This window comes from Desulfosporosinus sp. OT, from assembly GCF_000224515.1.
Taxonomy (GTDB): Bacteria; Bacillota; Desulfitobacteriia; order Desulfitobacteriales; family Desulfitobacteriaceae; genus Desulfosporosinus.
The window spans coordinates 97,615-112,692 of the sequence record NZ_AGAF01000148.1; the positions used below are offsets into that span (position 1 = coordinate 97,615).

The window sequence follows — 15,078 nt, forward strand, 5'->3', positions numbered from 1 at the left end:
CAGAGCCTCGGCCTAAACAAAAAAGCCTCACGCTTTCATTCACTGAAAACCGTGAGACCGTTGATATTACTTATGGAGCGGACGACGAGATTCGAACTCGCGATCCTCGGCTTGGGAAGCCAATGCTCTACCGCTGAGCCACGTCCGCTTAGTATATAAAGGGTTTTTTCCTTTTTAGCCTGTTTAAGACCGCCAGAAATCCCTTTTCCCAACAAAGAAGATTATAAGCGTAAAAATCAATTATGTCAACTCATTCTGGTCAAATGGTTATCAAATGAGTTTTCCAAAGTACCGAGGTTTCCTGCTTTCCACTAACAATTTCTATGTTTGTATTATATTGGCACTTATAAGCCTTTAGTCTGACAAGCACTCTTAAACTGTACAAATCATACTATTAGGTAGCGGTATGAATATTATATAAATGAAAGACAGGGGGTTAATTCTATGGTAAATTTCTTCTCACTTATCTTTTTAGTGATTAGTGGTTATTACATATATCAATCAATGTATGTGAATCCAAAATTAAAATCTTCCAGACACGGTGACAACTTAATCACTTCATCTTCAAATTCAGTAAATGAACTAAAAAACACGTGCAAAATAAGCGATCTAATTGCGCTATAGTTCTTTGAACATAAAGTTGAGCCCTGACTATAAAGTATCAAATTGGGATTTATAGATAAATATCCTCAAACACGAAATGAGGAGTTTTATCTTTGAAAAAATATTTATCCTAACAGTTTTATAAGCAATGTACCCCTGACAATAAAACAGGCTCTGATCTATTCCATCAAGGATAAGATCAGAGCCCCTTATATTTGTGTGGTGCCTCAGGACGGAATCGAACCGCCGACACGAGGATTTTCAGTCCTCTGCTCTACCGACTGAGCTACCGAGGCAAATGGTGACCCGTACGGGATTCGAACCCGTGTAACCGCCGTGAAAGGGCGGTGTCTTAGACCGCTTGACCAACGGGCCAATTAAGATGTCATGGTGAGCCATCCGCGACTCGAACGCGGGACACCCTGATTAAAAGTCAGGTGCTCTACCGACTGAGCTAATGGCTCAAATAAGTACACCAACGAATTTAAATATTACACGAAAGTATAGTATCTGTCAAGACTTTTTGTAGTATTACTTTTAATTAAATTAAAATTGTTGATTCCCTATCTTTCGCAGTCCTAAAACATTTCGCCGCGTACTATGGTTTGTTCGCGTCCTGGTCCTATTGCGACCAACGTAGCAGGTACGCCAGTTAGCTCTTCAATCCGAAGGATATAATTTTGTGCTGCCTCCGGTAAATCCTCAAAGCGTCGGACGAGAGTCAAGTCTTCTTGCCAACCAGGCATTTCCTCATAAACGGGTTGACATTGCTTAAAGATCTTTTGACTTTGCGGGAATTCATGAATGGTTTCTTCATTGACACGATATCCGACACAAATTTTGAGTGTATCAAATCCCGTCAGAACGTCAAGTTTCGTAACAGCAAAATCAGAAATTCCACTCACCCGAACAGCATAGCGAGCAATTACAGCATCAAACCAACCGCAGCGACGCGGTCTGCCGGTTGTGGTTCCAAACTCATGTCCATTGGCCCGCATTTGTTCCCCGGTCTCATCTAGAAGCTCTGTAGGGAAGGGACCTTCTCCGACACGTGTGGTATAAGCCTTAATTACCCCGATCACACGATTGATACGGGTTGGACCAACTCCAGCGCCTACACACGCTCCTCCTGCAATCGGATGAGAAGAGGTCACATAAGGGTAAGTACCATGATCAATATCAAGTAAGGTGCCTTGAGCGCCTTCAAAGAGTACTTTTTCTCCAGCTCGAATGCTTGCATCAATGGCCAGTGAACTGTCTGCGACCAATGAACGAATTCGCTCGGCATAACCTAAATAGGCTTCATAAATTTCATCAAATTCAAGGGCTTCCTTCCCATAGACTTTTACGAATAAGTTATTTTTTTCTACCAAATTACGACGCAGTTTATCCGCAAACTCTTCTTTATCCAAGAGATCAATAATGCGAATCCCAATCCGCGATGCTTTGTCCATGTAAGCAGGACCAATTCCCCGCTTCGTTGTCCCAATCTTATGATCACCGCGTGCTTCTTCTTCTAAACCGTCAAGTAACTTATGGTAAGGCATAATCACCTGAGCATTACTACTAATCAGCAGTTTACCCGTCTTAATCCCCCGCTTGGCTAAGTACTCAAGTTCATCCAACAGAACCTTAGGATCGATCACAACACCATTACCAATGACACAGGTCTTGTCTTCATATAGGATTCCCGAAGGAATGAGGTGGAGTTTAAATTCTTCTCCATTTGCAACAACCGTATGACCCGCATTGTTTCCACCTTGGTAACGGACAACGACATTCGCCTTTTCAGCTAGGAAATCCGTAATCTTACCTTTTCCTTCGTCTCCCCATTGAGAACCAATTAATACAACAGCAGCCATTAGAATTCCTCCTATCTTTCTATCAGACGGTCGCTTTCACCATCACAGCGCCTTGCTATACGGCATCTAGCCATCCTTGGCGATGCTCTATCTCGAACGTCCTGTTCGAGTCCTGGTCGGCGTTCTAACCTCATACGTCCTGTTTGAGTCCTGGTTTCAGCGACTCTCGGCCATCCGTGGCCTGCGGTCCCTTCCGCCATCACTGTGTCTACCATCATCCAACGTTCCTCCACCATGGCAGCAACAGTATCTAGCCATACATGGCGATAGTCCCTTCTCGCCATACTTGGTTACAGGGACTTGGCTATTCAACAACTAACCATCCTTAGCTAAATTGACACTTGATTAACTTTTGTTAATTATATCATCTTGAGTGTTTGAGCAACGTGAACCTAAATTATCCTAAGCTTCTAATCCCAGTCGCTTAAAGATATCATCTACATGCCCCAGGTGATATTTTAAATCAAACAAACCTTGGATTTCCTCTTTGGTCAGATACTTTAGAACGCGAGCATCTGCAGAAACGACCTCTATGAAGTCAATCCCATTATCCCAAGCCTGAAAAGCATCCTGTTGAACCCATGCATAGGCATCTTCCCGCATGCATCCGTGTTCAACTAAGGCCAAGAGAACACGCTGGGAAGATGTCAGTCCATACGTTTTTTGCAGATTGCGTTTCATCTGGTCCTCACGAATCCTAAGCCCAGAAATCACCCGGGTCATTTGACGAAGCATATGATCTAAAAGAAGACAACTATCCGGAAGGATGACACGTTCCACAGAGGAATGGGTCATATCCCGTTCGTGCCAGAGCGCAATATTCTCCATTGCCGCCAACGCATTGCCACGCAAAAGACGCGACATACCCGCCACCTGTTCACACACGATCGGATTGCGCTTATGCGGCATCGCCGAAGAACCTTTTTGTCCCTCAGCAAAGGGCTCCTCAACTTCAAGAATATCTGTACGTTGCAAATTGCGAATTTCAGTCGAGATTTTTTCTAGTGTACCGCCGATTAAAGCTAGTGTCGTCATAAAGTGTGCGTGCCGATCCCGTTGCAAGATCTGATTGCTTACCAAAGCCGTTTCCAATCCCAAGTGCTTACAGACGGCCTCCTCGACTTCAGGCGCAACATTCGCGTACGTCCCTACAGCTCCGGAAATCTTACCAGCACTTACGGTAACAATCGCTTGGTCGAGACGTTCATCTTGCCGATCAATCTCAGCGATCCATAAAGCCAACTTCAATCCAAAAGTCAGTGGCTCAGCATGAATCCCGTGAGTTCGACCGACCATTACAGTATATTTACTCTCCAGCGCTCGCTTAACCAAGGCAGTCCGCAACGCTTGAAGGTCCTTCTTCAGTAAACGCCCGGAATCTCTTAAGACAAGGCTTAACGCAGTATCCTTTACATCTGAAGAGGTCAAGCCGAGATGCAGGTGTTTTCCAGCCTCTCCGATTTCCTCCACAACTGCTTGCAGAAAAGCGATCAGATCATGACGCACCACTGCTTCAATTTCCAAGACACGCTTCGGATTCACTTTCGCCTTGGCTCGGATTTCTTCCATGGCTTCAAACGGTATCTCTCCCCGCTTCGCCATTACCTCAGCGACCGCTAGTTCGACTTCTAACCAGCGTTCATATTCATACCCGTCCTGCCATAACTTTCCCATTTCAGGGTGAGTATATCGATTGAGCAACAACTTTCGCCCCCTGTCATTTCGTAGCATCCCGTAAATTGGGGTGTTATACCTTATTTACAATATCTCGCCCTACAACAATCCCCGTCGCCGAAGCTTGCATCAACCCGCGAGTAATCCCCGCTCCATCACCGATGGCATATAAGCGGGGAATGGCTGTCTCAAAGTTTGTTTTAACTATAACCTTTGAAGAATAAAATTTAACCTCAACCCCGTATAACAACGTGTTTTTTGAATACATACCCGGAGCAATCTTATCAAAGGCTTTGAGAGTTTCAATTAATGACGTCAAATACCGCTCCGGCAACACGTAACTTAGGTCACCCGGAACTGCGGAGAGAAGTGTCGGAGTGGTGGTCGATTTTTTTAGACGGGTTTCGTTTGTTCGTCTCCCTTGCAGCAGGTCCCCCAGTCGCTGGACCATTACGCCTCCACCAGTTAACATGTTCGCGAGTCGAGCAACATATCGCCCATATTCGATCGGTTGATTAAAGGGTTCTGTGAAGCTAGTTGACACTAACAAAGCAAAATTTGTATTTTTCGTTTTTTTTGCTGGATCAGCATAACTATGCCCATTTACCACGCCAATACCACCATCGTAGTGTTCTTCGGAAACCACACCACCCGGGTTGACACAGAAACTCCGTGTTTTTAAGTCATACGTGTCAGAATAATAAACCAGCTTCGGTTCGTAGAGCTCCCGCGTTAGATGATCCATAATGGAGTTCGGGACTTCAACACGTACTCCGATGTCTACCTCATTATTTACGATGGGCACACCTAAGCGAATGGTCTGCTCTGCAAGCCAATTCGCACCCCCTCGGCCTGGGGCTACAACTACAAAACGAGCGGCAACTTCATCCAGGTCTGACTCATCTCTGCGTTGAATGGTTGCCCCTTTAACTCCTTCAGGAGTGGCCAAAATATCCTGAACATCAGCAAGTTCCCAAAAAGTTGTATTTGTCTTGTTTAGGAGATATTCATACATACCCTTCAATACATCAAAGGCTAGTTCTGTTCCCAAATGCCGTACAGGACAATGAATTAACTGAATATTGTGTCTTGACGCCTCATATTGAATCTCTTCAACCTTTGGGGTATCTAAACCGTATACCTTTTCCTGCGCTCCAAATTGAAGGTATTTAGAATCGGCGTAATCTATTAGCTCCTGAGCCTGCTTTTCCTGCATATATTCCATTAATCTGCCGCCAACTGCAGGGCTTAAGGATAGTTTTCCGTCGCTGAATGCTCCCGCACCTGACCATCCCCGAGTAATAGCACAAGGGTTACAACCCGCACAAATCCCAGTGGCACGGGCAGGGCACTTTCGCTTGTCAATGGTTCTTCCTTTATCTACAATCAAGATCTTTAAGTCTTTATTGTGTTCTGATAACTCTAAGGCCGTGAAAATTCCGGCCGGACCAGCTCCTATAATTAAGACATCCACTTCATGTTTCAATTGTAACTCCTCCTAGCACCGTCTACTTTCCGTAACAGGCAAGAACCTCTAGTCACAAACAATTTCATCTTAACAATCCTCTTCTCCCTTGTCAATCTAATTGCCGAACATTGACGATAAATATACAAAAAACATTCGGCATTTTTAGTTCAAGTTATTCTAGGATAACTCCTTCTAATTAATATATTCTTCATAAAAAGGATAAAGAAAACCCGGCTTCGCCGAGCCTTGGCGAAGGCGAAACCGTTGGTTGCACTTATGCTACAGACGACGAAGACACTGTCTTCGCACGGGTTAAACCTTCTTGCAGCACTGTCTTCGCACGTATTAGCCTTGTTGCAGTATGTAACGAAATTATACTTTCTGCCCTGTAATAAGAACTTATTCCATTCATCAGTGGTGCCACACAGCGGCATGGGGGTCTGATAAGTATAAAGAAAACTTGGCTGGCGCCCGAAGACACTGTCTTCGCACGAATTAGCATTCTTGCAGTATACAAACGAAGTTTATACTTTCTGACTAGTACTAAAAAATCCCCCAGCCCACAAAATGGCCAGGGGAAAAAGATTAAACGGTTTGATGCTGACGTTCCAGGTTAACAAACTTTGTGAATTCTTTAAGAAAGCCCAATTCGACAGTTCCTACTGGACCATTACGGTGTTTGGCAATAATCAACTCAGCAATGCCTTTCTTCTCCGATTCATGATTATAATACTCATCCCTGTAAATAAATGAAATCACATCAGCATCCGCTTCAATAGCTCCAGATTCCAACAAGTCTGACATAATTGGCCGTTTATCCTGGCGTTGCTCAACGCCCCGATTGAGCTGTGATAAAGCAATGACCGGTACTTTTAGTTCCCGGGCAAGCCCTTTGAGGGTTCTGGAGATTTGAGCCACCTCTTGCTGCCGGCTTTCCGTCTTTTTCCCAACCGATAATAACTGGAGATAGTCAATAATGATCATCCCTAGATTATGCTCCATCTTCAAGCGACGGGCCTTCGATCGGAGTTCAGCCAGAGAAATTCCCACGGTATCATCAATAAAGATTGGTGCATCTGACAGAGGACCCACTGCTCGCGTCAGCTTCGGCCAATCTGCATCAAGTAATTCTCCGGTCCTTACACGCTGTTGATCGACCATTGCTTCGCCACAAAGCATCCGCTGCACCAACTGCTCTTTGGACATTTCCAAACTAAAGATAGCCACCGGAACCTTGGCGCGAACTGCAGCATTTTGGGCCATATTTAAAACCATAGCTGTTTTTCCCATGGATGGCCGGGCAGCAATAATCACCAAATCAGACGGCTGCCACCCTGATGTCATTCGATCCAATTCTGTGAAAAAGGTAGGAACGCCTGTGAGATTTCCTTTATTTGCGTAAAGATACTCTATTTTTTCAAACGTCTCTAAGAGCACATCGCGAATGAAGCTAAATCCATCTTTGATGCGTCGACGTGAAAGATCTAAAATAAGCTTTTCTGCTTCTTCTAGCAGACTACGCGCTTCTTCTCCAGGCTCATATCCCCGTTCTAAGATACTGCTTGTCGCCCGAATGAGTTGTCGAAGAAGCGCCTTCTCCGTCACCAGCTTAGCATAATATTCCACATTGGCTGATGAAGGGACTGAACGAGCGATCTCCGAGATCGTGGCAATCCCGCCTACCTGCTCTAGACGCCCCTGTTGTCGCAAAATCTCCGCAACACTGACCAGATCAATCGGATCTCCTTTTTCAAACAGATCCTGAATGGCGGAAAAAATCAAACGATGATTATCTCTATAAAAATCCTCCGGTTGAAGCATTTCAAAGACAGAACTTCCGGCCTCGGGATCGAGCATCATCGCACCTAAGACTGCTTGTTCAGCCTCCAAATTATGGGGTGGAACTTTTATTAGTTCCATAACCTCTCTCCTCCTGGTCATTCTTGCTCTCACAAGCTCTGTAACTTGAAACTCTTCAACTGCTAAAAAACATGTTTAATGGCCTCTTCAATCGTACTAACTGCCACCACTTCAATACCTTGCAGACTCTGAGGTACATCTGCCATATTTTCTAGGGGAATCAAAACTTTGCGAACTTCAACCTGCTTTGCTCCAAAGATCTTTTCGTAAATTCCACCAACTGGTTTAACCTTACCCTGAATAGAAATTTCTCCAGTCACCGCGACATCTTGACGCAGTGGCTGCTTTCTCAAAGCACTGTAAATAGCTAGCGTTGTTGCCAATCCAGCTGAAGGACCGTCAATTTTTGCTCCACCGACCACATTGACATGCACATCGTAATTACGCAAATCTTCTCCGGTCAGATCACGGATGACCGCCGTAGCATTAAATACTGCATCTCTAGCCATACTTCCTGCCGTTTCATTAAAGCGTACCGTTCCTTTGCCATCCCGTCCGTCGAAGGTAATCGCCTCAATCTCCAACACGGAACCTAGAAACCCGGACACACCCAATCCCAAGATTCTTCCTATTTCCATGCTGGGTTGCACTTTTCGTACAATATAAGGAGTGAGCCGGGCCGAACGCAGGACTTCATAAACATCGGCACTTGCTACTCTTATTTCTTCCTGATCTGAATTGCGATATCTCGCCAAACCATAGGCATCAGTAAGAATGCTATTTGCTTTTCGTCCTTCAATCACATATTCACTGATAATTCCCGGGACATCGTCTTCCAAAGTCACACCTAGTTTTTGAGAGGCTTGGCGTATAATATGCTGAACATCTCCTGGCTCCAGCGGCGCAAAGAAGACTTCCGAACAGCGGGAACGCAGAGCAGGATTGAGTTCTGCTGGATCTCGCGTCGTGGCTCCAACGAGGACAAAATCAGCGGGAGCCCCCTCATCAAAGAGTTTTTTGATCCACTGAGGAACCTGGGGATTACTCGGATCGTAATATGAAGAATCGAATGAAACACGCTTATCCTCTAGCACCTTAAGCAATTTATTTAAAAGTAAGGGATCCATCTCCCCTATTTCGTCTATGAACAGAATTCCACCGTGAGCCTCGCTCACTAGTCCCATTTTAGGCTCAGGGATACCCGTTTCAGCCAAATCATGCTTTGCCCCTTGGTATATCGGATCATGCACCGATCCCAAAAGAGGATTGGTTACATCTCGGGGGTCCCATCTTAACGTTGTCCCATCCACTTCGATAAAGGGAGCGTCTTTGGCAAAGGGAGAATGGGAATGCTTCTTAACCGCTTCTAACGCAACCCGGGCGGCAGATGTCTTACCGACTCCAGGGGGACCATACATTAGGATATGTTGAGGATAGGGCGTTGCTAACTTGGCCAACAAGGCTTGTACAGCGCTTTCCTGCCCCACAATCTCTTCCACAGTCTGCGGACGTAATACGTCAAACGCGGAACGTTTTAGTGAAACGGTATTCATCTTTTCAAGGATGGCGAGCCTCTTAAGCGTCTGGGCATTTTCCGGTCCGGTCGTTTCTTGAAGGACTTGAATCTTAATCTCTTTAACGTAATCCTCATGCCGCTCCTGCATCTTTTCTGAGACAACGCGTTCTAGCCGTTCCTCTACTGAACGCCGAGCAATAAGTTCCGCAATCTGCTCTTCGATTTCATCTAAGAGCTTGGGCACTTCCTGCAGCTTCGGAATCTTCTGAACTGTAGGGTCATCAGATACAATTTTGCGTAATCCGGCAACACGTTCAACAAGCACATCTGAACGCATAAGTTTAAGCGCTTCTAACCTACTGGCCTTAAGAACCAGTTTGTCGGTTCCATGATAATTTGAAAGTAAAACGTAGAGTGCATCGACTTCTCGTCGCCACTCTTCCTCATCCTGCAACCGATCACTAAGATTCGTATGATCTAGCCATTTTGTCAAAAGCCCTTTCATCAAGGATCCCCTTTCACGAGATCAGATTAACATTTATATTGCAACAACTTTTACCTGAAGCTTTGCTGTCACTTCCGGATGAATTTTCACATGAACCTCATAGTTTCCCAAGGCCTTAATCGGTTCTTTGATGTCTAACTTACGTTTATCCACTTCAAACCCATGCTGCTTTTTTAAAGCGTCGACAATTTCTTTGTTGGTAACCGAACCAAACAAGCGCCCACCTTCGCCCGTCTTCGTCTTGACTTCAATCAGGAGAGCATTTAGTTTACCTCCTAATTCAATCGCATCGACCTTTTCTTTTTCTTTGCGACGATCTTCCAGCTCTTTCTTATGCGAGATATCCTGAATATTTCCGGTTGTCGCTTCGATCGCTAATTTTTTAGGGAAAAGGAAGTTTCGAGCAAACCCGTCAGCCACTTCGAGGACTTGTCCTTTTTTACCCGTTCCTTTTACATCTACTTGAAGAATAACCTTCATATGAATTCCTCCTTACACTTCTTCCGGTAAACGGCGAAAATTAAAAACAAGGTCAAATAGCCCAAACATTATTATACTAACAACACTGAAGAAGAAATATAGAATGCTGATCAAAATTATTGCCAATTTAAGCAGGCGCGGGATCTTAGGTGATTGTAAGAAATACAGGTACACTGAAGTACCCAACACCAAAGCTAAGGCTCCATATACAACCATTATGTTAATCCCTATACCACGAAGAACAGTCCAAGAAAATTGATCACCTAAAAGATAACAGGCAATCCCTAAAACGGCACCCCAAACCGTATACCAAGGTAAACTCCAACGCGAGAACGGAACCCGTCCTCCATCATCCTTAAACCAACGCCTGACAATATAGAAAATCAATCCAAACTCAACAAAAGCGGATATCGCAGCAAAACTGGGAATGATTAAGGCATAAAAGTGAATTCCTTGTTGCAATAGATCTCGAACTTGTACCTCACTAATCCCTTGTTGTTGCATCAAGACCAGCAATCCTGAAGCCTCATATTGCTCAACTATTGTGTTAATCACGTCACTCACAGTTTTGGCATCAAACCCTTGAGCCATCAAAGAGAGGGTTGGTATGGCCCCTAAAACTGCAGCTAACATAGCACTCCAAAAAAAGGTCATGCGCACCGGCCAATGTTTTTGCTGGCCCAAGACGCCTAGTAACCCGGCCAAAGGAACAAGACTCATCTGATTAAAGGTTGTTACTCCTAAAACAATCAACGGCGCAACATAACCAATCAACAGAAAAAACGTGGCTATAGGTAACCCACTTCGACGGCCGACCAAAAACACGGCAAGTAGCATAAGTGCTTCCCAGATAAGTCCCCATGTCCCCCAAGCGACCCCCAGCCAAGGAAAGGTCAACAGGATCGCACCCGCTAAGTAGCTCGCAACCGTTTCGTCACTTAAAAACATGTGCCAATTCTCCTATAAACTTAGTCTTCAGGGGCCAGATAGCTCAAAAGTAAACTTAAATCTCCCCACTGTTTCTCAAGATTCATCTCATCCGCATCTTTCAAGCTTTCAAGGCGTTGTAAAAGCATGCGATCAAGCCGAGAAAAGTCAAAACCCAACCGTCTGGCCAGCAAATAACTCATTCCCACAAGATCAGCCAACCCCTGAATCATCTCTGCCTCTGAACCACACAGTGTTCCATGTTGAATAAGCCACTGTGCCTGAATTAAATTGACCTTTAGCTCATCAATAGCCCTTAAGCCTTTGACAACATCAACTTCAATATGCTCCAGGGTTGCCCCCTCCTAAAGTCATTTTTCTCAATAAATGTTACTAATAAACAAACATCTACAAACACTTCGTGATAAGCATACAAATCTCCTGCACTTTACAAGCATGAAAATTTCGCCAACCAAGTTTCATTCGTCAGAGGTGCCGCACTGCGACAAGGGGTTTCAACTAGGCAAAAATAGAAAAAAGGAGCTTACGCTCCCCCTTTCTACTCTACGCTATATGGTAACAAGGCAATACTACGAGCCCGTTTGATAGCCAATGTCACTTGACGTTGGTGCATGGCGCAGTTTCCAGAAATACGGCGAGGCAATATTTTACCACGATCCGTAACGTACTTGCGTACTTTGTGTGTCTCTTTGTAATCCATTGACACAACTTTATCCACACAAAAACTGCATACGCGCTTACGTGGGCGACGTCCGCGTTCACGTTTCATACTAATTCTCCCCTTCCCAACTTAGAATGGGATGTCATCATCCAAATTTACTTCATGTCCAAACGAGCCAATCCCTCTTGGAGAAGTTGATTCCATATTGCCGCTCCCGCTGTCCTTCGGACTTAAGAAATGAACATCTTCAGCAACAACCTCTGTAACCCAGCGCTTTTGGCCGTCCTTATCATTGTATGTTCTAATTTGGATTCGTCCATCTACCGAAGCAAGCTTTCCTTTAGCCAAATAGTTGGCACAAAGTTCAGCAAGTTGTCTAAACACAACACATGGAATGAAGTCAGTTTCTTTCTCACCTTGAGCATTCTTAAACTTACGATCAACAGCTAAAGTGAAATTAGCTACCGCTACGCCACTAGGTGAATAACGTAACTCGGGGTCTTTAGTTAAACGGCCAACCAAAACGACACGATTCAACATGTTTGCCCCACCGTCCTTTTAGTCATCTTTTCTAACGGTTAGAAAACGGATTACATCGTCGGAGATTTTCATAACCCGTTCAATTTCCTGAGATGTGCGGCCTTCGCCGTCAAAGTTCATCAGGATATATTGGCCTTCTTTATAATCTTGGATTTCATAAGCCAACCGACGTTTGCCCCACTTTTCGACCGTTAAGTTTTCTCCACCATTGCTGGCTACGAGCCCACCTAAACGGTCAACCAGTGCTGTGGTTGCCTCCTCATCCAGATCTGGCCGGATGATATAAAGTAATTCGTACGCTTTCATATTTGCACCTCCCCTCGGACTAAACGGCCCCGTTAAACGGAGCAGGGATATTTATACTACCAAGCAAAAATTATACCATCTCGTTAGTAGAAAAGCAACAATATTTCTGTATAAAATATATACTTCCAGTCGTTTAGAGGCTATTTATGAAAGAAAACTTGGCTGGCGCAGGCAGAACGCTTAGTTGTACAAGAATCCTTGTTGATTTATACGTTAAACCTGAAGTGAACAATGTCGCCGTCATGCATCATGTACTCTTTGCCCTCCAAACGAACTAACCCTTTTTCACGAGCACCATTCAACCCGTTGTGCTCTACAAAATCCTTATAGGCGACCACCTCAGCCCGGATAAACCCATGCTCAAAATCGGTATGAATGACTCCAGCTGCTTGAGGCGCTTTTGTTCCTTGACGAATCGTCCACGCTCTCACTTCCACCTGACCAGCAGTAAAAAAGGTCATGAGTCCCAATAAATGAAAAGCAACCCGAATCAATCGGTCCAGTCCTGACTCTTCGAGTCCTAAATCCTGTAAGAAGACTTCCTTCTCGTCTTCTTCAAGTTCTGCTATCTCCGCTTCAATCTGCGCACAAACTACAACGACTTCTGCATCCTCTTCTGCTGCGATTGCCATAACTTGTTGAACATAGGGGTTATCGGCTGCTGTAGAGAGGCCAGCTTCGCTGACATTCGCAACATAAAGCACCGGCTTTAAAGTTAAAAGTGAAAAACCTTTTAGAATTTCCCGTTCCTCGTCCGTATAAGTCAAAGAACGTGCCCCTTTTCCCCGATTAAAGACTTCCTTCAACCGCTCTAACAGAGCCACTTCGCCTTGAGCCTTTTTATCTCCGGCCTTTAAGAGTTTAGACGTACGATCTGCACGCTTCTCCACACTTTCCATGTCCGCTAAGACCAACTCAAGATCTATGGTCTCAATATCTCTTTTAGGGTTAACATTTCCCTCGACATGGATCACATTATCGTCTTCAAAGCAGCGCACAACATGCACAATGGCATCGACTTCACGGATATGGGAAAGGAATTTATTCCCTAGTCCCTCGCCTTTACTCGCCCCTTTGACAAGTCCGGCAATATCCACAAACTCGACGGTAGCAGAAACAATCTTTTTGGGATGAACCATATCCGCTAGTTTCTGCAAGCGAGAATCAGGCACTTCTACCATCCCCACATTCGGATCAATGGTACAGAATGGATAATTCGCCGCTTCAGCACCCACTTGGGTAATTGCATTAAACAACGTTGATTTACCCACATTCGGCAAACCAACAATTCCTGCATGTAATGTCATGCTTTACCTCCTCTTAATTATGTGACAAGTTATCTCCACAGATTATAAGTGATTTTCACCCACTAATCCATCTCATTTTCTTCGGCCCGCTTTAGAATCTCTTTTAAATTGCGCTCGAGTTTAACACGAGGTATCCAGGCCTGATGTTGACATCCTAAGCATTGAATCCTAAAATCCATCCCTGTACGCATTACTTTCCAATCTACGCTTCCACAAGGATGCGGTTTACGAAGACGAACAATATCCCCAACATTCAATGGAATCACTATCGACTCCCCCTTAATCGAGGTTCGAGGTTCGAAGTTTGAAGTTCGAAATTTAATATCGCACTTCGCTTCGGGCATCGCACTTCGCTTATTTAGCTCCTGATAAGTTCACTGAACTCGACGGAGTTTTACTACTCTATTGACTAAGTATTTTTTTATCCATTATTTCTACTGGGCCCATCGTCTATTGTTCGTCATTAGGTGAACCTTTTTTGAGATCTTCGAAAGACAAAATTTTTAGTTGTGGCGTACGAATTCCCTCTTCTAAAAATGCGCTGTGAATTCGACGACGCAGTTCTCGTTCCAGACCCCACTGTTCATTAGGGTGGGTGAAGCCAACAATGCGTAAAACAACATTGAGATCGCCGAATTGAATGATACCCTGCACTGTGGGAGCTTCTATGATTTTCTCTCCGAATTCAGTACTAACTACCTCACAAACTGAATTCATTACTTCCCTTGCATGGTCAAGATTTTCATCGTAGGGAATCTGAATATCAACCAAAGCCCGCATCTTCCCGCGGCTGAAGTTAGTAACTGCCGTAATACTACCATTTGGAATAATGTGCAGTTCGCCGCCCCAGTCTCTGAGGTGAGTCGCCCTAATTCCAGTTTCTTCAACAATGCCCGAGAATTCACCCACTTGAACATATTCTCCAACAGAAAACTGATCTTCAAAGAGAATAAAAAAACCGCCAATCATATCTTTAACCAAGCTTTGAGAGCCGAAACCTAGGGCGACACCCAAAACACTGGCCGAAGCCAGTAGTGTCCCTGTATCAAAATTAAACAGTCGTTTAAGGATATGAACTACGACCGTGAAGGTAATCACGTAAAAAGCCATACTTCGTAGAAGGGAGAATATTGTATTGGCCTTACGTTCATCTAGAAGTTGTTTCCCTTTACGCTCAACCAACATGCGCCTTAACAGATAAATTAATAATCCATAGGCAATACGGGCAACAACGAGAATAACAGCAATATATAGTAACGTATTTAACGCCGACATCCCTATTTTGTGCCAGTCAAAATCACTCAATTTATCCGGGATCCAAGTGAAATTCATATTATAGTGGTCCTTT

Annotated in this window: 15 protein-coding genes and 4 tRNA genes; all 19 read right to left on the reverse strand. The window is 44.4% G+C overall.

Features of this window, described 5'->3' with window-relative positions; genetic code table 11:
• Positions 1-73: 73 nt before the first annotated feature.
• Positions 74-148, reverse strand: a tRNA-Gly gene (locus DOT_RS13630).
• A gap of 675 nt (positions 149-823) precedes the next feature.
• A tRNA-Phe gene (locus DOT_RS13635) sits at positions 824-899 on the reverse strand.
• Positions 900-902: 3 nt separating this feature from the next.
• Positions 903-978, reverse strand: a tRNA-Glu gene (locus tag DOT_RS13640).
• A 13-nt stretch (positions 979-991) separates the two neighbouring features.
• Positions 992-1,067 (reverse strand) — tRNA-Lys (locus DOT_RS13645).
• 114 nt (positions 1,068-1,181) lie between these two features.
• Positions 1,182-2,465 carry an adenylosuccinate synthase gene (locus tag DOT_RS13650; RefSeq protein WP_009619654.1) on the reverse strand — a complete coding sequence of 428 codons (1,284 nt, stop codon included), beginning with the start codon at positions 2,463-2,465 and terminating at the stop codon, positions 1,182-1,184.
• 11 nt (positions 2,466-2,476) lie between these two features.
• Complete coding sequence (locus DOT_RS13655; RefSeq protein WP_157998460.1) at positions 2,477-2,749, reverse strand: hypothetical protein; 273 nt, start codon at positions 2,747-2,749, stop codon at positions 2,477-2,479.
• Positions 2,750-2,867: 118 nt separating this feature from the next.
• The gene (purB, locus tag DOT_RS13660; RefSeq protein WP_009619656.1) at positions 2,868-4,169 is read right to left on the reverse strand and encodes an adenylosuccinate lyase; all 1,302 of its coding nucleotides are present in this window, start codon (positions 4,167-4,169) and stop codon (positions 2,868-2,870) included.
• A gap of 43 nt (positions 4,170-4,212) precedes the next feature.
• Positions 4,213-5,625, reverse strand: coding sequence for an FAD-dependent protein (locus DOT_RS13665; RefSeq protein ID WP_009619658.1), 1,413 nt, complete (start codon positions 5,623-5,625; stop codon positions 4,213-4,215).
• Positions 5,626-6,192: 567 nt separating this feature from the next.
• On the reverse strand, positions 6,193-7,527 hold the full coding sequence (dnaB, locus tag DOT_RS13670; RefSeq protein WP_009619662.1) for a replicative DNA helicase: 1,335 nt from the start codon (positions 7,525-7,527) through the stop codon (positions 6,193-6,195).
• 62 nt (positions 7,528-7,589) lie between these two features.
• Positions 7,590-9,488 carry a Lon family ATP-dependent protease gene (lonC, locus tag DOT_RS13675; protein WP_009619664.1) on the reverse strand — a complete coding sequence of 633 codons (1,899 nt, stop codon included), beginning with the start codon at positions 9,486-9,488 and terminating at the stop codon, positions 7,590-7,592.
• Positions 9,489-9,521: 33 nt separating this feature from the next.
• Positions 9,522-9,968 (reverse strand): 50S ribosomal protein L9, encoded by a 447-nt coding sequence (gene rplI, locus DOT_RS13680; protein ID WP_009619672.1) that lies wholly within the window; start codon positions 9,966-9,968, stop codon positions 9,522-9,524.
• 12 nt (positions 9,969-9,980) lie between these two features.
• Positions 9,981-10,916 (reverse strand): DUF2232 domain-containing protein, encoded by a 936-nt coding sequence (locus tag DOT_RS13685; RefSeq protein WP_009619674.1) that lies wholly within the window; start codon positions 10,914-10,916, stop codon positions 9,981-9,983.
• Between the two features lie 20 nt (positions 10,917-10,936).
• Complete coding sequence (locus DOT_RS13690) at positions 10,937-11,239, reverse strand: MazG-like family protein (RefSeq protein ID WP_040412188.1); 303 nt, start codon at positions 11,237-11,239, stop codon at positions 10,937-10,939.
• 215 nt (positions 11,240-11,454) lie between these two features.
• The gene (gene rpsR, locus DOT_RS28685) at positions 11,455-11,685 is read right to left on the reverse strand and encodes a 30S ribosomal protein S18 (protein WP_034141199.1); all 231 of its coding nucleotides are present in this window, start codon (positions 11,683-11,685) and stop codon (positions 11,455-11,457) included.
• 21 nt (positions 11,686-11,706) lie between these two features.
• Positions 11,707-12,117 carry a single-stranded DNA-binding protein gene (locus DOT_RS13695; RefSeq protein WP_009619677.1) on the reverse strand — a complete coding sequence of 137 codons (411 nt, stop codon included), beginning with the start codon at positions 12,115-12,117 and terminating at the stop codon, positions 11,707-11,709.
• Between the two features lie 18 nt (positions 12,118-12,135).
• Positions 12,136-12,423: a 30S ribosomal protein S6 gene (rpsF, locus tag DOT_RS13700; RefSeq protein ID WP_009619679.1), complete on the reverse strand. Its 288-nt coding sequence runs from the start codon at positions 12,421-12,423 to the stop codon at positions 12,136-12,138.
• Positions 12,424-12,629: 206 nt separating this feature from the next.
• The gene (ychF, locus tag DOT_RS13705) at positions 12,630-13,730 is read right to left on the reverse strand and encodes a redox-regulated ATPase YchF (protein WP_009619681.1); all 1,101 of its coding nucleotides are present in this window, start codon (positions 13,728-13,730) and stop codon (positions 12,630-12,632) included.
• A 62-nt stretch (positions 13,731-13,792) separates the two neighbouring features.
• On the reverse strand, positions 13,793-13,996 hold the full coding sequence (locus tag DOT_RS13710) for a DUF951 domain-containing protein (RefSeq protein ID WP_009619683.1): 204 nt from the start codon (positions 13,994-13,996) through the stop codon (positions 13,793-13,795).
• 184 nt (positions 13,997-14,180) lie between these two features.
• Complete coding sequence (locus DOT_RS13715) at positions 14,181-15,062, reverse strand: mechanosensitive ion channel family protein (RefSeq protein ID WP_009619684.1); 882 nt, start codon at positions 15,060-15,062, stop codon at positions 14,181-14,183.
• Positions 15,063-15,078 lie beyond the last annotated feature (16 nt).